Annotated in this window: 19 protein-coding genes; 17 read left to right on the forward strand and 2 right to left on the reverse strand. The window is 43.8% G+C overall.

From position 1 onward, the window contains the following. The first annotated feature begins 268 nt into the window (after positions 1–268). From NZ043_RS24165 to NZ043_RS24180, 4 genes are all read left to right on the forward strand, one after another. Positions 269–2620 (forward strand): helix-turn-helix domain-containing protein, encoded by a 2352-nt coding sequence (locus NZ043_RS24165; RefSeq protein WP_339309429.1) that lies wholly within the window; start codon positions 269–271, stop codon positions 2618–2620. 275 nt (positions 2621–2895) lie between these two features. After that, entirely contained in the window at positions 2896–3750 is an 855-nt protein-coding gene (locus tag NZ043_RS24170) for an ABC transporter permease subunit (RefSeq protein ID WP_036671100.1), read from the forward strand. A gap of 27 nt (positions 3751–3777) precedes the next feature. Beyond that, positions 3778–4707 carry a carbohydrate ABC transporter permease gene (locus NZ043_RS24175; protein WP_133384775.1) on the forward strand — a complete coding sequence of 310 codons (930 nt, stop codon included), beginning with the start codon at positions 3778–3780 and terminating at the stop codon, positions 4705–4707. A 39-nt stretch (positions 4708–4746) separates the two neighbouring features. Next, positions 4747–6387, forward strand: coding sequence for an ABC transporter substrate-binding protein (locus NZ043_RS24180; protein ID WP_339309430.1), 1641 nt, complete (start codon positions 4747–4749; stop codon positions 6385–6387). 223 nt (positions 6388–6610) lie between these two features. Here the strand turns inward: NZ043_RS24180 and NZ043_RS24185 are convergent, their stop codons facing one another. Next, complete coding sequence (locus NZ043_RS24185; RefSeq protein ID WP_339309431.1) at positions 6611–7753, reverse strand: glycosyl hydrolase family 8; 1143 nt, start codon at positions 7751–7753, stop codon at positions 6611–6613. 290 nt (positions 7754–8043) lie between these two features. Between NZ043_RS24185 and NZ043_RS24190 the strand changes: the two genes are divergently transcribed. The 13 genes from NZ043_RS24190 to NZ043_RS24250 all read left to right on the forward strand — a co-directional run bounded on the left by NZ043_RS24190 (position 8044) and on the right by NZ043_RS24250 (position 22610). Continuing rightward, a complete protein-coding gene (locus NZ043_RS24190) occupies positions 8044–9327 on the forward strand; it encodes an SGNH/GDSL hydrolase family protein (RefSeq protein ID WP_339309432.1) in 1284 nt (427 codons plus the stop codon). 41 nt (positions 9328–9368) lie between these two features. Further along, positions 9369–10142, forward strand: coding sequence for an alpha/beta hydrolase-fold protein (locus tag NZ043_RS24195; protein ID WP_339309433.1), 774 nt, complete (start codon positions 9369–9371; stop codon positions 10140–10142). Between the two features lie 71 nt (positions 10143–10213). Beyond that, positions 10214–10849, forward strand: coding sequence for a glycoside hydrolase family 11 protein (locus NZ043_RS24200; protein ID WP_091030490.1), 636 nt, complete (start codon positions 10214–10216; stop codon positions 10847–10849). A gap of 133 nt (positions 10850–10982) precedes the next feature. Then, positions 10983–11822: an SUMF1/EgtB/PvdO family nonheme iron enzyme gene (locus NZ043_RS24205; protein WP_091030487.1), complete on the forward strand. Its 840-nt coding sequence runs from the start codon at positions 10983–10985 to the stop codon at positions 11820–11822. Between the two features lie 306 nt (positions 11823–12128). Further along, the gene (locus NZ043_RS24210; protein ID WP_133384778.1) at positions 12129–13244 is read left to right on the forward strand and encodes a response regulator; all 1116 of its coding nucleotides are present in this window, start codon (positions 12129–12131) and stop codon (positions 13242–13244) included. 4 nt (positions 13245–13248) lie between these two features. After that, a complete protein-coding gene (locus tag NZ043_RS24215; protein WP_091030483.1) occupies positions 13249–15030 on the forward strand; it encodes a sensor histidine kinase in 1782 nt (593 codons plus the stop codon). A gap of 13 nt (positions 15031–15043) precedes the next feature. After that, positions 15044–16585 (forward strand): response regulator, encoded by a 1542-nt coding sequence (locus NZ043_RS24220; RefSeq protein WP_091030481.1) that lies wholly within the window; start codon positions 15044–15046, stop codon positions 16583–16585. A 139-nt stretch (positions 16586–16724) separates the two neighbouring features. Then, on the forward strand, positions 16725–18380 hold the full coding sequence (locus tag NZ043_RS24225) for an extracellular solute-binding protein (RefSeq protein WP_091030480.1): 1656 nt from the start codon (positions 16725–16727) through the stop codon (positions 18378–18380). Between the two features lie 112 nt (positions 18381–18492). After that, the gene (locus NZ043_RS24230; RefSeq protein WP_091030477.1) at positions 18493–19458 is read left to right on the forward strand and encodes an ABC transporter permease subunit; all 966 of its coding nucleotides are present in this window, start codon (positions 18493–18495) and stop codon (positions 19456–19458) included. A gap of 12 nt (positions 19459–19470) precedes the next feature. Next, entirely contained in the window at positions 19471–20373 is a 903-nt protein-coding gene (locus tag NZ043_RS24235) for a carbohydrate ABC transporter permease (RefSeq protein ID WP_017688457.1), read from the forward strand. Positions 20374–20655: 282 nt separating this feature from the next. Then, on the forward strand, positions 20656–21030 hold the full coding sequence (locus NZ043_RS24240; protein WP_036615858.1) for a response regulator: 375 nt from the start codon (positions 20656–20658) through the stop codon (positions 21028–21030). Beyond that, positions 21020–21655, forward strand: a complete 636-nt coding sequence (locus NZ043_RS24245) for a chemotaxis protein CheC (RefSeq protein WP_074095083.1) — start codon at positions 21020–21022, stop codon at positions 21653–21655. Before NZ043_RS24240 ends, NZ043_RS24245 begins: the two co-directional genes overlap by 11 nt. Further along, the gene (locus NZ043_RS24250) at positions 21648–22610 is read left to right on the forward strand and encodes a sensor domain-containing diguanylate cyclase (RefSeq protein WP_339309434.1); all 963 of its coding nucleotides are present in this window, start codon (positions 21648–21650) and stop codon (positions 22608–22610) included. The genes NZ043_RS24245 and NZ043_RS24250 overlap by 8 nt, the downstream gene beginning before the upstream one ends. Before the next feature lie 441 nt (positions 22611–23051). Here the strand turns inward: NZ043_RS24250 and NZ043_RS24255 are convergent, their stop codons facing one another. Continuing rightward, positions 23052–23396, reverse strand: coding sequence for a helix-turn-helix domain-containing protein (locus NZ043_RS24255; RefSeq protein ID WP_074095086.1), 345 nt, complete (start codon positions 23394–23396; stop codon positions 23052–23054). Positions 23397–23430: the final 34 nt, after the last annotated feature.

Below are 23430 nucleotides of genomic sequence, written 5' to 3' on the forward strand. Positions count from 1 at the left end.
CCCAAGTCATTTCATGTCTTGGGGAGGTTTTTTTGCGTTTATTTTTGATACTTTGGGATGGATGTCATGCGAAGGTAAAATACAACTATATTTGTGCGCTAACCCGCAGAGTGACAATTATTTTCATGCAAGCATTGTACGCTGCAGTATGTAAATGTACCATAAGGAAGAAGTTGTACCTTCACCAGGAAGAAATGCCCGGTGTATCATTGAACAGCTACCTTATCACAGAGAAATGTAAGCGCTTGATAAAAAAGGGAGGGTACATATGCAGCTCCTATGGTCCAAATTTTCACCCGTGTTCCGCCGATTCCTTATTTCGTATCTCATCATCCTGATGATTCCTCAAATCGCGGGATATGCCTCTTACCAAGCTTCCATTGAAGCGGCTCGTTCCAGCTCCATTGAGAACAGCTTGAAGTCACTGAGTCTTGGCAAAGAGATCATTGAGCGAAATCTTCTTCAAGTCGAAGCTTTTACCAGACAGCTTGCCGCCAATCCCGATTTGCAAAATTTAATTGCTGGCCCAAAGCCGCATGATCTCTACAATGTCTACGGTATGAACCGTATGCAGCGGAGCCTCTCCATGTACAGCAGTACCAATGATTACTTGTCCCATTTCTTCATTCACATTCCCAACTACAATGCCATCATCACACCAAGAACCGTGTATTATCGTCCAGAGCATTATTATGCTGCTAATCAGCTGGACGGTATGACGTTTGAACAATGGTATGACCAAATTCTCAAACAACCACACTTTAACGAAATCATACCGCTTCGAAACTATAAACGTGAAATACTCGGCACTGTGCTTGCAGACGTTCCCGCCATTACGTTTCTGCAATCTCTGCCTTTGAACAGCTTCAACAAACCGCAAGCGACGATTGGTGTCATGATTGATCAGGATCAGATGGCCAGCCTTACTCAAAATATTGTGGATCAATATGGCGGCTGGACTCTCGTCACCGATGCGGAAGGGCGGATCATTTTCTCCCTTGGCATTGAACAAGCCGAAGCCGAGCAAATGGCACAGAGTCGCCAGAGAGAAGCTAACGCTGCGGAAACGGAGCTGAACGTGCAGAATGTACAGCCTGGAAGTGATGGTCGGCTGCTGATATCGATACAGTCCAGTCAAAATGGATGGAATTACATGGCAGGGATTCCGGAGAAAGCACTCATGACAAAAGCGGACCAAATCAAACAAGTCACGCTGGTCTTTACTTTGGCAACCATTGCCTTGGGACTGTTAATTGGGCTGGTTCTGGCCTATCGGAATAGTGCACCCGTTTACAGATTGTTGGCCTCTTTTCGGGAACAAATCACCGATTCGCCAGGCAGACGGGGTAATGAATATGATTTTTTGGCAAGCCATATTAACAATCTGATTGCAAATAATGACTCACTTAAAAACGCCATGAATGAGCAGATTCCGTTATTGAGAGACGGTTTTATCAAACGTTTGTTAACCGGAGAAGTCTATACTTCACTGGAATTGGAGGTTATCTCATCCCAGGCGCACATTTCTCTTCATAGCAGCAAGGGCTTGACAGGCTTAGTGAAGGTAAACGGATATGCCAATCCAGACAGTGAAGAAATTATTCATGAACTGGGTGTTGCAAGGCTGCTCGTCAAACAGATACTTACAGAGTGGAATGCTACGGTTCTGATCACGGATTGGGGAACTGACCAGATCGCTTTTGCCTGTCCATTGGATGAGAACCCATTGAATGAAGCTGTTGGGAGATGTGAAAAAGAGCTGAACACGTTGATGGAAGTGATCTACCGGGAGCATCGGATATCCACAACAATTGGCACAGGTGCAGCTTACGAGGTCTGGAATGATGCAGGGCGTTCCTTTGACGAAGCCAAACAAGCTCTGGATTATGCCATTCATATGGGAACAGATCATCTGGTGAGATTTGAAGATACGATGAAGGAAAATGAAATGTTCTATTATCCGATTGAGTCTGAACAGCGCCTGCTGAACACGATCAAAGTCGGTGAGCCTGAAGAGGCGATACGCATTCTGGAGCAATTGTTTCTTCGTAATTTAGAGGAGCGGGAACTGTCCTACGAGATGACACAGCAGTTCATCATGGAGCTGAAGGGGACTTTTCTGAAGTTGGACGAACCAAAATTCAAGCTGGATGCCTCCCTGCTGGAGGAATATAAATCTCGTGTGACATCCATTCAGATGACAGAAACGATTACTTCGCTGCGTGCAAAATTCAAACAGTTAACAGAAGACATCTGCGGTGATTTCCAGAGAAGAAGAGCAGGAGCACATGCGGATACTGTAAGCGAAATGATTTGTTTTATCCAACATAATTATGGGGATGCAAACTTGACGATTTACCGGATTGCCGAGCACATGAGCAAGTCCGAGAAGTTTATATCCCAACTGTTCAAAGAACATACGGGAGAGAATCTTTCCGATTATGTAGAACGGATACGCATTGATGCTGCCTCGAACTTGTTGCACTCCACCGGTCAGACCATTGACGAGATCGCGGAGGCCACCGGGTATAATAGTGCACATTCATTCCGCCGAGCTTTCAAGCGGGTACGCGGCATTTCTCCGAGTGTGTTTCGGAAAATGGACGTTCATAGCAGTTAATGTAGGTTGTTTCTCGGGAACTATATTCGCCTTTTGTACTTTCTCAGCGTAACTGTACCTTTACGCATCCCCAGCGCAATCTTATGATTACTCAAAAAGTAAGCGCTACCAAGCCAAGTTGCAGTTCAGCATGATTTGGAGCCAAGAATGGGGGGATGATTCTGAGAACCACAATGACCAGTGGATCAAAGTCCGTAGAGAAACCAAGTAAACCGTTTGCCTTGAAGCAAGCATTATCCAGAAGCTGGAGGCGACATTGGCAGCTGTATCTGCTGATCCTGCCACCGATTGCTTACTTTATTATTTTCAAGTATGTACCCATGGTGAATGCGGTCCTGGCATTTAAAGATTACAACGTCATCAAGGGGATCTGGGGCAGTCCGTGGGCCGGAACCAAGTATTTCGAATTACTTTTCAAAAATCCGGCGTTTGTCATGCTGATCAAGAACACGCTCTACATTTCGTTTTACAGCCTGATCGTTGGTTTCCCAATTCCTATATTACTGGCGCTGGCGCTAAACGAAATCAAAAACATACGATTCAAAAAAACAGTACAAATGGTGACGTATGCTCCATATTTCATCTCTACTGTTGTTATGGTCTCCATCATTATGCTCTTTCTGTCTCCTAGGCTGGGTATTGTCAACACGATTGCCGGTGCCCTTGGTTTCGAAGCGGTGAATTTTCTCGGTGAGCCCGGACTGTTTAGATCCATCTACGTATTCTCCGATGTGTGGCAGGGGATGGGGTACTCCGCTGTGATATATCTGGCTGCTCTGGCAGGTGTTGATCCATCCCTGTATGAAGCCGCCAAAGTGGACGGAGCCAACCGAATACAGAAAATCATTAATGTTGATCTGCCTGGACTACTTCCGGCAGCCGTCATCATTCTGATCTTGAGTGTAGGGAATATCATGGCTGTTGGGTTCGAAAAAATATATTTGTTGCAAAATCCGCTCAACCTGTCTGCTTCGGAGATCATCTCCACGTATGTCTATAAAATAGGATTGCTGAATGCCAATTACAGCTTCGCTACTGCGGTTGGACTGTTCAACTCGGTGATTAACCTGATTCTTCTATTAATCGTAAACGCGGTCGCCAAGCGACTGTCCAATACAAGCTTATGGTAACGGGAGCGAAAGGAGGAGAACCAACCCATGTCTAACACACAGACAAATGCAGGTCGTTCGCGGATCAAGAGCAGCAGTACAATTCGTGAATCCTGGGGAGACCGCGTATTTATAACAGTTGTTTATTTCATGTTGACAGTCGTGCTCATTGCCGTGCTGTATCCCTTGATCTATATTGTGAGTTCTTCGCTTAGCAGCCCTGCTGCCGTCTCCTCGGGAAAAGTCTGGTTGTGGCCCATTGACCTGACGTTCGACGGTTACAAGTCTGTATTGCGGAATGATCAAGTCCTTACCGGTTATGCCAATTCCCTTTTCTATACAGCCTGCGGCACCTTCATCAGCGTGGCACTGACCATTATGATTGCTTATCCATTATCCAAAAAAACGTTTGTTGGTCGCAGCTCGTTAATGATGTTTATTACCTTCACCATGTTGTTCTCGGGAGGTTTGATCCCTACCTATCTAGTGGTGAAAACCATGGGACTGATTGATACCCGCTGGGCGTTGCTGATTCCCAATGCCGTCTGGGTATGGCAAGTCATCATTGCCCGTACCTTTTTTCAGAACTCGATACCGGAAGAATTGTCCGAAGCAGCAGATATCGATGGCTGCAGTGACATCCGGTTTATCTTCAGTATTATCCTGCCACTCGCCAAACCGATTATCGCCGTGTTGTCACTTATGTACGCTGTCGGTCAGTGGAATGCATACTTTGACGCCCTCATCTACCTGAAATCACAGTCGCTCTATCCGCTACAGCTGATATTGCGCAGTATTCTTATTCTGAACAGCAGTACGGGGAACATGGATGCATCGGAAATGATCAAACAGCAGCAGATGGCTGAACTCATGAAGTATTCGTTAATTGTGATGGCCAGCTTGCCGGTGCTAATCATCTATCCTTTTGTTCAACGGTATTTCGTGCAAGGCATGTTGATTGGCTCAGTTAAAGGATAAGTTCATTTTTTCTATCTATTCATGAGGGAGAGGATTGTATTGAAAAAAGCGGGATTCATCATTCTTACCTTTATGCTGTTTACCTCGTTGGTACTTGCCGGATGTTCAAGTTCTGATAAGGGGAACGGGGAAGGCAGCGACCCGTCAGGCAAGACAGCCATTAATGTGTTTGCTCACCAGGGTTCGGATACCAACCTGTCCACTAACAAATTCACGAAGAAAATGGAAGAGAAGTTTGATATTCAGTTCAACTGGACTACGGTTCCATTCGACGGTGCAGCGGAGAAAAGACAGATTTCACTGGCTTCCGGTGATTATCCGGACTTGTATCTGCTCATCCCTTGGGTAGATCGATTCTCCCAGACAGACTTGTTGAAGTTTGGTCAGCAGGGGGTTATTTTGCCGCTGAATGATCTGATTGAGGAGCATGCTCCTAATATTAAAAAAGTGCTTGAAAGCAATGACTATTATCGGGCCATGAACACTGCTCCCGACGGAAATATCTATGGTTTGACGGGTCTAAATGAATGTTTTCACTGTTCATACCCGAACAAGATGTGGGTCAACACCAAATGGATGGAACAACTGGGCCTGACCGAACCCACGACGACAGAAGAATTTAAGGAAATGCTTCGGGCATTTAAAACGAAAGACCCGAACGGGAACGGTAAAGCCGACGAAGTACCGCTAAGCGGCTCGACTGAAAATTTCGGTGTGCACATTATTCCGTACTTGATGAACGGTTTTATCTATGACGACGATCGGAATTATCTGATTGTCAATCAGGGGAAAGTGGAGACCGTAGTGAACAAACCGGAGTGGAAAGAAGGACTTGCCTATATTAAATCCCTGTACGATGAAGGGTTGATTGATCCAGGGGCTTTTACCCAAAATGTCGGGGCCTTCAAAAAAATTGGCGATAACGCCGACGCACAGCTTCTGGGTGCCGGGGCAGCCATGCATCCATCGTTATTCGTAACGACTGCCGAAGGTTCACCTTACGGGAATGATTACAATCCCATCCCTCCATTGAAGGGACCCAATGCTGCTTATGCTACGTACAACTATCCGATTGATCCCGGAGCGTCCTTTGTACTGACAAACAAAGCCAGTGAGGAAACGCAGATCGCGGCCATAAAGCTGCTGGATTATTTCTATACCCAAGAAGGGACCATGGCATCATATCTGGGAGAAGAGGGCGTAAGCTGGCGCAAACCACAAGAAGGAGAAGTGGCGCTCAATGATCAGATTGAGCCGTTATATAAAGCCATTCCGCTTCCTTCTGGAGAAGAACCTCGTAATGACAGTTGGGCTGCATTAAGTCAGTACAATCATCACCGTGCATATCGGGACGCCGAAGTACAGGGGACAGACATCTATGCCAATGATGGTTATGAGCGACGGCTCTATGAGGCGACATTGTTAATGGAGGGCAAGGAACCGAAAGAGGTTTTCCCTCATTGGGCATTGTGGGTAGATCCGTCCCTTGCTGATGAAGCCAGCATGATGCAGACCAATCTCAAGGATTACATCGATCAGAACGCCCTGCAATTTATTACAGGCGCCAAAAGTTTGGATAAGGATTGGGATGAATATGTGAAAGGGCTGGAGGGACTGAACATTAATCGATATCTGGAGATTATGCAGTCTTCCTATGATACTTCTTCTGTTTCCAAATAATTAAAGTATCTGAATCATACAGAGCGGGAAAAGTTAATGTCTGTATTTGCACACCCAAACGTTCCCGGTTCGCAATCAATATATGCGAGCCGGGAACGTTTTTTATTGATATAGATTAAATCGTAAATTTCAATGCATCCTTCTTAAAATTCTATGATTGAACCTGTCCTGCAAGCCAAATATTCACAGGACAGATTCAACGGTTCGCGCACATTCCCTTGGTTTAGTACATGCGATATCTTCCGCTTAGAGCCAGCATGCTGAAAAAATACAAGCAATTGTCGTAATAACGTCGCTCTCCCTGACGCAGAGGGGTGTTCCAGAACTTGCGAACGAATGTGTCAGCATGTGGACCGTCCGCAGCCAGTGAAGCCATGGCATTGGTAGCCAGCAAACCTACAGGATGCAGTGAAGGTTCGTCGAAAGGTTCACCTTCTATTGTATAACGACGATAATCGGACATTTCAATATCACTGAAGAAGGACTGAATCCGATTGGATTGTTCGATCTGCCAGTGATCCTTGCGGAACCATTCCCAGTCCAGCGCTACATTTGCAGCAACACGGTAGGCATCACTGTAAAAATGTCTGAAATCACCATGCGGCTGTATAGGAGCCGGAGAGCCGTCATAGTTCGCATATTCAGGTGATAGTCCGGTTACGGGATGGCAGGCTGTATGAAGGTAAGCACGACTAGCGGCCGCCGCTTCTTTCCAGAAGCTCTGATCTTCTTCATCCGCATATTTCGCGAATAGTTCATAAAAATGAGGCAAATGGTAGGAGGGGTCGCTAAACGGTGTTTCTGGTATGAATTTGATCAGTTTTGTTTCCGGGTCCCACATGGGATCGCCTTCGCCGTCTTCGCCCTGATGTATACATGCACGAAGGATCTTGCGGGCTTGTGCCTTGTAATCATAAGGTTCAGCGCCATCGCCCCAGCGGTTGGAGGCAAAAAAAAGCGCCATGGCAAAAAACTCCTCACCATCAGGAGCAGGACCTTGCGAGAATCGGGTTCCGTCAGGCTTGCAATGCCAGGCAAAATAATCTTTATAACGTCCCGCTTTATGTTGCATAAACGTGTGTGAGAAATTCCAGAGTCGATCAAATTCTTCCTTTTTGTCCATCTGAACAGCCATCATCATGCCATAGGACATGCCTTCGGAGCGAACATCGAGATTACCGGTGTCCAGCAAATAACCCTTGTCCTCACCCATGGGGTAATATATTCGAGTATTGTCATCGCCATAAAACAGCTCGTTCCATGTTTCTTCCAATCTGTTCGTGATCTCATTCTCATCGTAACCTAGCTTCAAAAACAGATTTGTATATGTACCCGTATCCCACGCGCCTTGACCCGTGATATTCATGAGTATCCTCCTTCATCAATGCGGTTTTTCAAAATTATAACATGGAAATAGTATACAAATTAAAGCGTTTACATGAAAAATTATAGGTGTTCTGATCTGCATGTCATTGTACTCAACTTAAAATGATATATTGGTTAAAATCCTATACTTTGTCAGGTTGTTGTAAAATTATGTAAGGGATACACTTTGGGAGAAGGATCACATCAGATCTAATAATAATACAAGCTGTGATCCTTTAAATGTTGTTTGAGGATGGTCAGAATCTAACCGGAAGGATGTGATGGTGATTTATGCTCCCGGATTCAGGAGATGCAGGTGAAAACACGGAATTCACTGCACCGCGCGATCCAGTTGGAGTGAAAGCGTCGGCAGTCAAGCCCACAATTGATTTTGAGTCACATAGATATCGCGACATGATTGGCCGATCTCTTCTGAACAAAGGAAATAATGTCAGATTAAAACGAGCCATTGAGAAGGCAAAAAACGGCGAACCTGTCGTTATCGCTTATATTGGAGGCTCCATTACCCATGGTGCTGGTGCAGTACCTATTCATCTCCAAAGTTACGCTTATCGGTCGTATGAGTCGTTCAAATTTATGTTTGCGCTTTCAAAGGATAATCCGATTCATCTGATTAAAGCAGGTGTGGGTGGAACTCCATCAGAACTGGGGATTGTACGTTATGATCGTGATGTGCTGAGGGGAGGTGCCGTTCAGCCGGATATTGTCATAATCGAATTCGCAGTCAATGACGCAGATGATGAAACCCAAGGTAAATGTTACGAGAGTCTGGTACTCAAAGCACTTACTGCCGATAACAAGCCAGCGGTCATCTTGTTATTCAGTGTATTCGAAAATGACTGGAATCTACAGGATCGTCTCGCTCCGGTAGGCTGGCATTATGATCTGCCAATGGTAAGTGTGAAAGATGCTGTCGTAGATCAGTTCAACAAGACAAAAGGTGAAGGCAACGTTATTTCCAAAAACCAATTTTTCCATGATATATATCATCCAACTAACATAGGGCATCGAATTATGGCCGATTGTTTGGAATATTTGTTCGACGTGACGAATCGTTCTGAGTGGGATGAGAAAGATCATGATATTGAAAAAGCTCCGCTAATTGGAAATGAATTTGTTAATGTGAAGCTGTTGGATCGGAAAAACGGCAATCACATTGCCCGAATCGATGCAGGCTCTTTTTGTAAAACAGACACGGATTTGCAGATGGCTGAGATGGATGCTCATGACTATGGTACACCTCAGTTCCCCCATAACTGGATGCGTACAGGAGAGGAAAAAGAGGATCAGAGCAGCTTTCGGATAAGTTTGCAGTGCAAAAGCCTCATTCTGATCTTCAAGGATTCTGGTAACGACGAATTCGGAACTGCACATATCAAGGTAGATGGGGTATTCGTCCAAAAAGTCGATCCGCGTCAAGTGAACTGGACCCATTGCCATGCCATACTTCTGCTTAACGAAGAGCATGTGGGGGAGCACTCCATCGAGATCGAAATGGCGGAAGGTCATGAACATAAATGCTTCACCATTCTGGGTTTTGGCTATGTGGATTAACTGAAGACTGATAGTCACTCATATGTTCGGAGGAAAAGAGAATGGAATTGATCTCACCAGCAGTAACGGGATATGACCAGTATCGGGAGAATATACCACGTGGAGTCATGGAGACGGTAGAGTATCCTTCCACAACGGTTGGCACTTCCCGTAAAACGATGGTGTACACCCCACCAGAATTTTCTTCGACAACGATGTATCCTGTACTTTTTCTTTTGCATGGTATTGGTGGAGACGAAACCGAATGGCATACTCATGGTTCTCCCCAAATTATTCTCGATAATCTGTACAACGATAACTTGCTTGAGCCAATGGTTATTGTTTTCCCCAACGGTCGTGCAATGTCGAATGACCGAGCTGAAGGAGACCTGTTTGAACCTGAGAAAATCAAAGCATTTAAACGGTTTGAATCCGATCTGCTCAACGATTTGATACCTTACATGGAGTCGAACTACCCTTTGCATAAAAGCCGGGATAAAAGGGCGATTGCTGGTTTATCCATGGGTGGAGGTCAATCCTTAAATATCGGATTAAGTAATCTAGACCATTTTGCATGGATCGGTGCTTTCTCCGCAGCCCCAAACACCAGAAGTCCGGAGCTACTTGTCCCTGATCTTTCGAAAGCGCCTTCATTACTCTCGCTGTTATGGATCTCTTGCGGTGAACAGGACAATCTTATAGAGATTAGTCTTGGGGTTCACCAATATTTGGCGCAACACGGAGTCCCTCACATTTGGCATGAGGAAAGTGGAGGACATGATTGGCCCGTATGGAAGAACGATCTGTATCTGTTTTCGCAACGTCTTTTCAAGTGAATTTGCTGAAGAACATTCATATCGGATTGTAGCATCAACCTAATCTATTAAAATATCAGGAGGTATTATCTATGTTCAAATTTAGCAAAAAATTGTTAACCGTTGTTCTTGCAGCTTCCATGAGTTTTGGTGTCTTCGCAGCAACATCGAGCGCAGCAACAGATTATTGGCAAAATTGGACAGATGGCGGAGGAACGGTCAACGCCGTGAATGGATCGGGCGGGAATTACAGCGTGAATTGGCAAAATACCGGGAACTTTGTTGTCGGGAAAGGGTGGACATACGGTACACCTAATCGAGTAGTCAATTACAATGCTGGTGTATTTTCTCCATCAGGTAACGGATATCTGACCTTCTATGGTTGGACAAGAGGCGCACTCATTGAATACTACGTGGTGGATAGCTGGGGAACATATCGTCCGACTGGCACGTACAAGGGCTCAATGACTAGTGATGGTGGCACATACGACATTTATACAACGATGAGATATAATGCACCTTCCATTGATGGTACGCAGACTTTCCCTCAATATTGGAGTGTAAGACAGTCCAAGAGACCGATCGGAGTCAATTCTACCATCACGTTCAGTAATCATGTGAATGCATGGGCGAGCAAAGGGATGTACTTAGGCAACAGCTGGTCCTATCAGGTGATGGCAACAGAAGGTTATCAAAGCAGCGGAAGCGCAAACGTGACGGTTTGGTAAAAATGATGTGATGCAGTTCAACGTCTGCACCTGCATTTGAATTCAATTTTCCGGTAGCGTTGAGTAACGTTATTCTCTAGACTAACCGACCTCGACGTTGCCGGATTTAAGCTTAGTAAAGGAGAATAATTGAATGAGGAAGCTGGTATGGTTAATTTTAATCGCTATAGTTGTTAGTCTAAGTGCTTGTTCAGCAAGTAATACCAAATTAAACGATGACTTGGTATTTGTCGAAGGGGGAGCCTTCAAGAGTAGTAAGCCGAGTCAGATTGATAAAAATGAAACGCTGGATTCCTTCTATATTGGCAAATACGAAGTAACTCAAAAAGAATGGATGGAGGTTATGGGGGAAAACCCTTCTGGCTTCAAGGGAGATGACCTGCCTGTTGAAATGGTCAGCTGGTATGACGCAGTGGAATACTGTAATCAAAAAAGTATAAAAGAAAACCTGAAACCTTATTACAATATAGACAAAGACAATCAGGACACGAATAACCACAACGAAAACGACAATATAAAATGGACTGTAACGATCAACGAGGACGCCAACGGTTATCGTTTACCCACAGAGGCGGAATGGGAATACGCTGCAAGCGGGGGTCAAAAGAGCTTAAATTACACATACAGCGGAAGTAATAATCCTGATGAAGTTGCTTGGTACTGGGTAAATGCCGGCGAGAAGATTCTGACGGGTGACTGGAGCTGGCCCGCTATTGAGAGCAACCGTAATCAAACCAAAAAAGTCGGAACTCAGAAGGCAAATGAGTTAGGAATCTATGATATGTCTGGGAATGTGAGAGAATGGTGCTGGGACTGGTACAGTGATTCGGAAAGTCCCAATCAATCCTGGCGAGTTGTAAAAGGCGGAGGCTGGATTGGCGGTGTCAATAACAATGAAATATCATTTCGAGGCAAATTTGATGCAAATGGTTTTGGTCCCGATCAAGGATTCCGTATTGTACGTGGAGAATGAAAAATCTTTTTCCTGACAATAGATTACTTCTGAGCTAAACCTATACTTTGTCGGGTGAAAACCTATAGTTTAACAGGTTGTTGTACCAAAATGTAAGCGTTACACTTGAATTGTTATCCCGACGCTTCGCTACAATCGGAGCGTTTTTATAGTACGGTCTGGTGGAAATTTTGTACTCCAAGTTGTGCGAGCAGACAACAATCCTGCTGTTGTTCTGCTGTTTAGCGTTTCTAGAACAACTGGAATCTACCTTTAGATATAGATAAAATACATGCAGCTGATCAAGGATAAAAGAGAGGTGAGCTAATGTACAAGGTCATTGTCGCGGATGATGAACCGTTTATGCTAGAAGGATGGAGAACGATGATTGACTGGCGAGCTTGCGGATATGAACTATGCGGAACGGCAACGGATGGGGAGGAAGCACTTGCTTTATTCAACTCGGTTGAACCGGATCTTGTCGTCACTGATATTCAAATGCCTGTTATGGATGGTCTTGGTTTGATTCACACCTTGCGAGAAGATCTCGCCTATACCTCTAAAATTGTTATCGTTACAGGATACTCGGATTTTAATTACGCGAAGCAAGCCATACGGTATCAGGTCGATCAGTATGTGCTTAAACCTCTTGTTCCCGAGGAAATTCACCAAATCCTTATGGAAATGATTGAACCTCTGGACAAACGCAGAAATGAGCAAAAACAGCAAAATGGAGTCATGGTTACAGATGAAACCGATGAGAATCATCTTAATGAATATCGGATAAGCGAAGAATATGATTTAGAGCAAATGATGAACATCTCCAAAGAGATCTTGGCGTTGATTGAATCAGAAAATACGTATTCTATCGATATAGCAGTGAGTGCACTGTTAGAGAAGAGTGAGAAAGCAGAGGTTTCGTTGGAATGGATACATCATGTCATTCGATATATCCATGGGGAGTTGCTACGTAAATATGGAAAAAGAGAGGGTTGCAGAGAAATACTCTGTGAAAAAGAATGGCATGAGGCTGCGAGTTGGTCTTCCGGCACATTGCAAGACCTGTGTGTTCGACTGTCCAAGCAACTTTCCCAGTCTGAATTGAAGCAAAAGACGGGTACGGGAGGGCTGGTTGCAGAAGCAGTGAATGAATTGAAGCAACACTATCGAAGTAAAATTAAATTACAAGATGTAGCTAATCGTATTCACGTGAATTCTGCCTATCTGGGTCAACAGTTCAAGCGGGAGATGGGGGTCAGTTTCAGTGACTATGTACACCAGCTTCGTGTTGAGGAGGCCCGTAAACTCCTGCGACGAACCAATATGAAGATCACTGACATTGCATTCAGGCTAGGATATCATGATGCTGAATATTTCACCCAAAAGTTCAGAGCGCATACAGGGGAGCTTCCGTCAGTCTATAAAAACAAAAACCAAGGGTGATCATATGCGTCATAAATTCTGGATGTTCAGTAAGGTTAATGATATTCCTCTCCGATCCAAATTTCTGCTTATTTATGTACTTAGTATTCTCCTTCCTGTAATAACGATTAATATCTTCTTTTATCAACGCACCTCTGCGGATATCAAGATTAGAGAACAGGAAAATCTGCGTAAATCCATCGACAGGGCTGCGGGGGAACTGCTTGGCATGATTGATGAGAGCGTTGCCCTGAGTCGAATTATTGCAGCAGACGATTCGCTCTATGAGGCACTGGATCGGACCTATCACTCCCCCGTTGATTATTACAACGTCTACCATGCATTCCTGCGTGACAAATTAACACGGTATATGTCAGCGAATATTCTGGAGGTGCGTATTTATACGGACAACGATACCATTCAGACGGGCAGTCATTATATTGTAATGAAAGACAAGAATGTACTCCCTGGATTGAAACAGCTGAAATCCACCAGTGGAGGCATTCTTGTCGTTGATTATATTGAGCCATCCGGATTTAACGCGGGAAGAAGAATCAGTGTGATTGGCAAAATGGACACCTATACTTCCTATGCCAATTACAACAAGTATTCCAAGATTGATCTGGAACTTAGCCGGGTGTATAGCATTTTAAATCGTGAATCAGACAGTCTTCAGCTGCGTCTGGTGGACAGCAACAATCGAACTGTCGTTTCAAGTGGAGAGTTCAGCGAAACCGACTTATCCCCCCCTGATAATGAATCAATGCTCAAGGAATCTGGGGATTCTGCTTACACGCTCGAAAAATCGTTGGGGAATCTAGCCTACCTAAAGGGTTGGAAATTGATTGGAGTTGCTGATACGCGTCACCTTGACCACCTGCTGCAAGAAGCCTTTAAATCAATTTTGGGGTTACTCGCATTAAGTATCGTGGTCCCCTCTGTATTGATCTATATTATTTTGCGTTCCTACCACTATCGGATTCGCAAGCTATCCAGACATATGGAGAAGGTTCGTAACGAACGATTCGATCTGATTGAAATTCACGAAGGCCGCGACGAAATTGGCGGGCTTATTCGTACATTTAACATCATGATTGGTAAAATTCATACGCTGATTAATGACGTATATAAACTGGAAATCCGTCAAAAAGATCTGGAGCTGGATCAAGTGAGGACTGAATTGTCCATGCTCCAGAGTCAGATGAATCCCCATTTTTTATTTAACACATTAAATGCCTTGCTGGTCGTTAGTACGAAGAATGGATATACAGAAGTAATTGAGATTATTAAAAGTCTGTCCAAACTGATGAGACAATTGCTCAGTCATTCTGACAATCTGATTCCTTTGCAAGAAGAGCTGCAATTTACGAATCTTTATCTCCAGATTGAGAAGTTTCGCTTTGGAGAGCTGTTTGATTACACCTTCGAGGTTGATCCTGATGCAGCTTCGTTGCTTATTCCACGAATGAGTATTCAACCGCTCGTCGAAAATGCCTGCAAACACGGCTTGCAGGCGCGGAAAAATGGAAGGGAGATCAAGATAACGGCGAGACGAAACACGTCTGAACTGGTTATTCAAGTGATCGATAATGGAATCGGTATGGATGCAGGGAGACTAACCGAGCTCCTGCGAGATATCCGTTCTGAAAGACCCAGGAACGGCGAGCATGTAGGACTCCGCAATGTCTACCGCAGGTTGGAACTCTTTTATGAAGGAAATGCGATATTTGATCTAAGCAGTGTACCTGGAAAGGAAACTATTGCAGGGTACCGGATACCGATCTCCAAGCTGGAACAGAGGAAATAGGAGGTAAACTCTCATGTATAAAGTACTGTTAGTCGATGATGAACCTTATGCCATTGAAGGGTTACAGCTTCTGATCAATTGGGAAAAGTATGGTTTTGAAATCAGAGGCGTGTGCGCCAACGGTGAGGAAGCCATTCGGATGATGGAACAAGATCAACCTGATCTCGTGGTGACAGACATTCGTATGCCTGTGATGAATGGGCTGGAACTTGTCGAAGAAGCAAGGCGATTGGAACATGAGTCTGTGCTGTTTGTCATCACGAGTGGATACAGTGACTTTAATTATGCCAGACAAGCTATTCGATTAGGTGTCTCCAACTATCTAACCAAACCGGTTGACAGTACAGAAGCAGAGGATATGTTGGTCCGTCTGCGTATGCAATTACAGGAGCGTGAAAACCAGGAGCGTATTCGGGAACAGGCAAACGAGCAAAGGATCAAAGCGTTTTTGTCTGCATTGATTAAGGATAAGCAAAATATATCGGAGCAAGAGATGTCAGAGATCCTTCCTCGTTTAAACAAGTCCCATTGGGCATACCTGCGGATAGCCTTTCAGGGAGATATTCAGGAAGTCTGTTTAGTAGCCGAACAAACGGCTGAAGAAACAACTTGCTGTTATGTGATAGACAGAACAAGAGACTCATTGGGACTTGTATGGGGGGAGGAAACGAATGATAGGAATGAGACATTTGAAGCAGTTAAAGCTTTTACCCAGCGTTTGATGAACAACATGCAACATAACGGCTGCGAAGATATTCATATCGCGGTTGGATTAACGGTCAACAAACTGGAGCATTTATCTGAATCCTTCCGCTCCGCTCAGGAAGTTGGGCGTTATTTGTTTTTTAATCAAGAGCGTCTTTTGTTTGCCGAAGATATTCAGCTGGAGAATTGGCAGTTTGATCCGGAAACACTATCAGAAGTGGACCACATTTGCGATTTGCTTGAAAACGGTTCTGTAGAGGAACTCTCGTCTGCGATTCGGAGTGCTTTTGAACTGTTTATACAGATGAAGGCTGCGCCAGAGATTGTACATATTTTCTCTACCCATATTATATTCCGCGGATTGTCCCTGTGTAGAGAATTAGGAGGAGAACCTAATGCTCTAATGAACGAATTGGCGAGTGGAATTCTGGAGAAGGGCCATCGAAATATAGAAGAGGTTGCTAACAATCTGGAACATTTCTGTTTGCAATGCAAGTCAGAACTCGCTATTTTCCGGGAGAGGCAAATGGGCGGCATCCAGGCAACGGTTGCTGAATATGTGCAGATGCATTATAGGGAGACATTTACGATCCAGGAGCTCGCAGAACGATTCTACGTGAATCCTGTCCATTTAGGGCAATCCTTTTTGCGAAAGTATGGTAAGGGTGTAATCGAGGTAGTACATGATCTAAGAATGGAAGAAGCGAAGCGTCTGCTCCAGCAGACGAATCAAACATCCAGTGCGATTGCAGAGCAGGTAGGGTACCGCAGTTACCAGCATTTTCTTAGACACTTCGAAAGACGAACAGCCATGAAACCTGTAGAATACAGGCAAAAGTATGCGAATTGATCCATGAAAAAGAAGAACCCCTCCTGAATAAGACCTACAATTACAGGGGGGTAGACCTTAAATGTATATATTTTGTAACCGCATACATTTCTTCATACTAAAAACAGTAAGACATACCACTTCCAAGGAGGGCAAGTACATGGGGGGACTTAAGAAAAAGAAGCTTTGGGGTTCCGTATCACTCGTTCTGGCTTTGAGTTTGGCACTTGCAGGATGCAGCGGTGACAATGAGAAAACGACTACAAAGGATGGGAAAGAGGTACTGAACATCACGGCCTTTATCGGAACGCCAAATCAGGCGCCAGCTAAAGATAACCGAATCTACAAGAAGATCCAGGATGAACTCGGCGTCAATCTTGAGATGGAGTTTCTTGTGGGTGATCTTCAACAGAAGCTCGGCGTTATGATTGCCGGTGGCGATTTCCCTGACTTGATCACAGCAGATACCAAATTGGTATCAGCCGGTGCGGTTATTCCGCTCGAAGATCTCATTGAAGAGCATGCACCTAATCTGAAGAAACATTTCGGTAAAGACTGGAACCGGATGAAAGACTCCAGTGATGGACATATTTACTGGTTGCCTAACTATGGTGTGTATACAGGGGAGTTCATTAGTAACTATTATTCTGGTCCTGCATTCTGGATTCAAAAGTCCATACTGAAGGATGCCGGGTACCCGACTCCTAAAACGTTGGATGATTTCACAAAGTTGATCCGTGATTATGCAGCCAAGAATCCGACTATTGATGGTCAACCGACGATTGGTTTCACTACATTGGCTTCAGACTGGCGGACGTTCCCTTTGCTTAACCCACCTGAACATCTTACGGGTCACCCCAATGACGGGGGCGTAGTCGTAGATGATAGTGGAGTCGCAACCGTTTTTGCCGACAAAGATATCTCCAAACGGTATTATAAAGAACTAAACAATCTGTATAACGAGGGATTGCTGGATAAAGAAGCCTTTGTTCAGAACTATGATCAATATTTGGCTAAAATTTCTTCGGGACGTGTGCTTAGTATGTTCGACCAGCACTGGAATTTCCAAGCCGGCGAAGACCCACTCGTAGCACAGGGGAAAATTGGCCAGACATACGTAGGCTTCCCGCTTGTCTATGATACAAGTATCACAGATCATTATCTGGATCGTCCGGTCATTAACTTGAACAATGGTTTTGGTATCAGTAAAGATGCCGAAGACCCAGTCGCACTCATCAAATTCCTCGATAAGCTTATGGACGAGAAGTACCAGAAGCTCTTGTCATGGGGTGAAGAGGGTGTAGACTATCAAGTGAATGAAGAGGGAAGATTCTATCGTACACCAGAGCAACGGACAGAGCAGGATGATCCGGCATGGAGATTGGTTAACAAAGCTGAAGGTTTCTACGCTGCTGCACCAAAGCTCGAAGGAACATTTGAAGATGGCAATGCAATTGGAGCGATCAACCAACCTGAGGAATTCTATGACAACCTCAAACCGGAAGATAAAGAACTTCTGGATGCATATGGCTTCAAAACGTGGAGCGACTTCTTCTCTCCTGCACCAGAAAATCCAGTGTACTATCCAGCATGGCAGGTCGATCTGAAAGAAGGCTCTGATGCTGCGGTAGCGAACAAACAAATGACAGACACTTCGTTGAAATTCTTGCCTAAGGCGATCATGTCAAAACCGGATGAGTTCGATAACATTTGGACTGAATATGTAGACGCTTACAAGAAAATTGATGTCAAATCCTATGAAGACCGGATTAATGAACAACTGAAATGGAGAATCGAGAACTGGTCTGTTAAATAAAAAAATGCGGCAATGATTCTCTCGGAAGGTATCAACCAAAGGATTACTCAGGTGAGTGCCTTCCGAGGACATCATGCATAAAGTCGCTGCAAGCCAATAGGAGGAGTGAAAGATGGCGAACACGCCTGGAGCCATACCAGAGCAAACCACCCGTACAGTCGTTACCAAAGCACCACTGTTAAAACGATTGCGCGGACAAAGACAACTCATGTTCATGTCATTGCCCATCGTTGCGTACATTCTCGTATTCTCGTATTATCCCATTTGGGGCTGGGTTATGGCCTTTCAGAATTACAGTCCTGCGAAGAGTTTCGCCCAGCAGGAATGGGTCGGGCTCAAACACTTTAAGTTTTTGCTAACAGACGATGCATTTCTTAACGTGCTTCGTAATACCATTGCGATGAGCGTAATCAATATGGTACTCGGATTTGCGACAGCAATTATATTTGCCATTTTACTTAATGAGATCAAACATAAGTTATATAAACGAACCATTCAAACAATATCGTATTTACCTCACTTTCTCTCATGGATTATTGTGACAGGTATCGTAGCAAGTTCACTATCTGTAGATGGTGGGATTGTGAATGTGGTACTCATGAAGCTGAATATCATTCAAGAACCTATCATGTGGCTTAGCGTTCCGGAATACTTCTGGGGCATTGTAGGCGCATCCCATGTATGGAAAGAAGTTGGCTGGAATGCCATTATTTATTTGGCGGCCATCACGTCTATCGATCCTTCCCTCTATGAAGCGGCAGAGATTGATGGTGCGAACCGATATAAGAAAATGCTGTATGTGACCTTACCCGGAATCAAATCCATTGTTATCATTTTGCTGATCATGAATATGGGCTGGATTTTGGAAGCTGGATTCGAGGTTCAGTATCTGTTAGGTAATGGTGTGGTTGTCGACTGGTCACAGACGATAGATATATTTGTCCTGAAATATGGACTACAGATCGGGAATTATTCTTTGGCTACTGCGGCAGGTATCTTCAAAACAGTAGTTAGTATCACGCTGATCTTTGCGGCGAATTCAATTTCCAAACGGCTCGGGGAAGACCGATTAATATAAGGGGGACTAGAGATGGGAATCAATAAATCTCGGCTTGAACCGATTGTCTTCCATACGTTAAATGGTATACTGATGATCGCAATCGCGATTGTTACCCTGTATCCGTTTGTGAATACACTCGCCGTATCTTTCAATGCCGGTAATGACACCATTCGGGGTGGGATTTATCTGTGGCCTCGGGTATGGACAGATCAGAACTACAGAGCAGTATTTGCAGGAGGGACCATCTTCAGCGCCTTTGGTATATCTGTGGCGAGAACGGTTTTGGGGACAGTGTTAAGTCTATTCTTAACCTCCATGCTGGCTTACACACTAAGCCGAAAAGATTATATATTACGAAAGCCCATTACCATTACAGTTGTTCTTACGATGTATTTTAGTGCAGGTCTTATTCCAACTTACTTCCTAATGAAAGATTTGCATTTGTTAAACAACTTCCTGGTGTACATTATTCCTGGGCTGATCAGTGCCTTTAATATGATTGTTATTCGAACCTATATCCAGACACTACCCGAGGGATTGATCGAATCCGCCAAAATTGATGGTGCTGGAGATTTCAGAACATTCATTTCCATTATTCTACCGCTGTGCCAACCGGTTCTGGCTACTGTTGCACTGTTCATTGCAGTGGGTCAATGGAATTCTTGGTTTGATACGTTTCTGTATGCATCTTCCAAACAAAACCTGAGCACGCTGCAATATGAGTTGATGAAACTATTATCATCTTCCATGAATTCCAACAGCAGTGCAGCCGTCGCCAATGGTGCAGATCTTGGCGCTGCGCGCAACATGGTCACACCTGTATCTATTCGGGCAGCGATTACGATTGTTGCCGCATTACCCATCTTAGTCGTATATCCATTTTTGCAGAAGTATTTCGTTCATGGCTTGCAGCTTGGAGGGGTAAAAGAGTAAACTTAATGCAGTTCCAGATAACCGATCAAAAACGGTCACTAGGTGACCGTTTTTTCATGTTTTTTAAACGGCGGACCGTAGTATGTCAATTGTACACGAATCTAACTTATTCAATAATGTTGTTGACAATTAAATTAAAGTTACTATAATTTATATTTACTTGATTCACCAGTCAGTCTCTTTTCAGGGTGCCACTGCGCGCGAAAGCCCTATATCAAGAACTGTCCACAGCGCCTGACCATCCCGAGCTCTTACCATTTTATCAAGGAGACTGAAGAGAAAATGAAAGTATTAATTGTGGAAGACTCCATTTTCGTACAGAAATTACTTACAAAGCTGATTGTTGATCATATTCCAGAATGCGAGATTCAGATTGCTAACAATGGAGAGCAAGGATACAACCTATTCAAGGAATTTCAACCTGATTTTATAACCACCGACCTGCTAATGCCTGGTTTGAACGGACAAGAAATGCTGCGAATGATTCGAGAAACGGATAGCAATGTCAAAATTATTATCTTATCTGCAGATATTCAGAAGACAACTAGGGATGAAGTTGAAATGTTAGGCATTTCTGGTTTTTTGAATAAACCTTTAACCGCCGAGAAGGCAACTACCATGATTCAACTGATTCAGGCGGCCTATCATGCTGAATGATTTACAGAAGGATTTGCTAACTGAACTAGTGAACGTTTACGTGGGACAAGCGGCTAACATGTTGTCAGAGATTGTAGACAAGCGTATCGTTTTGAATATTCCAGAAGTGGAACTAATCTCCATATCCGATGTTGATCCTGGAGATCGAAGATACAACATTTTCTTTAGTGAAGGTCACCTGTTTAGGTCATCCTTACAGTTTGGATATGAATTTCAGGGAAAAGCATTTCTGATGTTTCCTGTTGAGCAGGCTAAAGTATTGGCAAACATCTGTCTTGGAGAACTGGGTGAGAGCGTTATACCGAACGATCCGAACCTGATGGACACGGATTTGGACGTTTTGAAGGAAGTTAGCAATGTCCTGCTTAACGCCATTATTGGAGAATTCGGTAATTTCCTGGAGATGAAACTGGAATACGTCCTGCCTGATATTGAACTGATCTATGTCACCAATTCCGATCAACAAATATTACTTCAAAATGAAGTCTATGTCCTGGTTTTACATACCTCGTTTTTACTTGCTGATACGGATGTGACAGGTATCATTGTCATAGCATTAAGTATGAACTCCATATCGAGCCTGCTGGCCAAAATGGACGCTTTGTTGGAGGCGGACAATGGATAATCTCATTTCGCAAGCTTTGAACAAAGCCCATATGGGAATAATGATCGTGGACAGACATTTGAAAATTGTTGTGTGGAATGCCTGGTTGGAACGTTTTACTGGCAAAAATGCAGAAGAGGTAATTGGCTTGAATCTGCTTGAGGTATGCCCGCGGTTTAAGTCGAACATGTATCTCAATATTTTGCAAAATGCGCTGTATCATGGACAGAGCAGATTTTGCTCAAGCGCGTTACATAAGGCCTTCATTCTTCCTAATGAAGGAGAGGATGAACACTTATTCAGACAAAATATGCATGTTGAACCGCTCTATCATGAAGATCGCAGTTATGCCCTTATTCAGATTACTGACATGACAAACACAAACACCCGGGTATATAAACTTAAAAATCTGATTAAAGAACTGGAGACGGAGTACGCCAAAATCAAAATCTCCGAGAAAATCAGCAAACATTTGTCTTTGCATGATCCACTTACAGGTCTGCCTAATCGTCTTGCTTATAATGACCGTCTTGCCTGGGCTATCAGTCATGCTCAAAGAAACCATAATAAACTTGCCATTATGTTTGTGGATGCTGATGGGTTTAAACAAGTGAATGATACATATGGACACCATGTTGGCGATCAAGTGTTGCTGGAGATGGCAAAGCGATTAAGCGAAACGATTCCAAGTACGGACACAGTAGCACGGCTTGGCGGGGACGAATTCATCATTTTAAGCCACCTGAAAGATGATCACGATGCTGAAATTATCGCTAAAAGATTGGAAGCTGCATTCAGTACCCATTTCAAAATTGCCGGAAACTATATCAACCTTTCGATGAGTATTGGTATCAGCCTATTTCCCAAACATGGACAGGAGCCTTCCGAACTTCTGAGACATGCGGATGGAGCCATGTACAAGATTAAAAAGAATGGCAAGAATGGTTACGGAATTTATGAACCTGAAAATGTTTAAGAAATCTAAAAATGCCTTTTAATAAAGTTGCTACAATAGCAACTTTATTTGTCTATACAATTAACATAAGAAAAAATACGTTTTTTCCTCTATTACTGTACGGGATGTCGATTATCTTAATCATAGTGGGGTATTTTATATTCGATTGAGAGCCGCTGTATTAGCGGCTTTTTTGGATTTTAAATAAGGAGAAGTCTGAAAGAGGCAATAGTTAGAACAGTGCCAAAAGCAAGGAGAAAAATACCTCTAAACTTGATACCCATCTTATCGTATTCATGGAGTTCATCCTTCGTACGATTAAAAGGCCACGAGTTAGGTCGTCTCAGTGCTCGAACGCCAAAGAATAAACCAATCATTCCAAGCAACAGAAAGAAAAAGAAGAAAAACATATCATCCCCCCTTTAACAAAGATAAGTAATGTGGAAGCCTAGTTTAAGTTGCTTAGCCGTATTCTTTGCCAAAGTCCTCCATCTTTTCAAGGATCGGTAGTAACTTCATTCCCTTGTCTGTTAACGAATACTCAACTCGCGGAGGAACTTCCGGATATACATCGCGTTGAATAACACCATCATTCTCTAACTCTTTTAGCTGCTTTGTAAGGGAGCCTTGAGACAGATCTCCAAGGAATTTTTTGATATCCGTATATCGCCGTGTTTCGTCTTTTAGGTACCATAAGATAAAATATTTCCAACGCCCAGAAAGGACATTCTGAGTAAAAGCTATGGCGTACATGTCACTTTTCCCATCTATAAACTCTTGTTCAAATCCTTCATTGCAAACTCTCATTCATATCACTCCTGATCCAAAGGTACAAAAAGAT

The sequence above is a fragment of the Paenibacillus sp. FSL k6-2145 genome, from assembly GCF_037976585.1.
Classification (GTDB): domain Bacteria; phylum Bacillota; class Bacilli; order Paenibacillales; family Paenibacillaceae; genus Paenibacillus.